General features: G+C 51.8%; 1 protein-coding gene. It reads left to right on the plus strand.

The genetic code is table 11. The features are described from left to right. Positions 1–305: aldo/keto reductase (locus tag LG367_RS18475; RefSeq protein ID WP_226470756.1), on the plus strand; the 305-nt coding region annotated here is incomplete at both ends.

The following is a 305-nucleotide window of genomic DNA, read 5'->3' on the forward strand; positions in this document are numbered from 1 at the left end:
AAGGACACCGGCGCGAACCTTGTTACCAGCGGCGTTAACCCTGATGAGGCTGGGTACGTTAATCAGTGGGGTCTGAGTCGCAAGCACATATTCGACGCCATCAAAGCCAGTCTGCAGCGACTGCAGCTCGACTATGTTGACTTGTACCAGTGTCATCGCTTCGACTATAACACGCCTATAGAGGAGACGATGCAAGCACTGCACGATGTGGTCAAGGCGGGCTACGTGCGCTACATCGGCATGAGTTCTTGCTATGCATATCAATTCCAGGCTATGCAGAATTACGCGATCAAGAACAACCTTAC

It is taken from the genome of Luteimonas panaciterrae (assembly GCF_020511115.1).
GTDB classification, from domain to species: Bacteria; Pseudomonadota; Gammaproteobacteria; order Xanthomonadales; family Xanthomonadaceae; genus Luteimonas; species Luteimonas panaciterrae.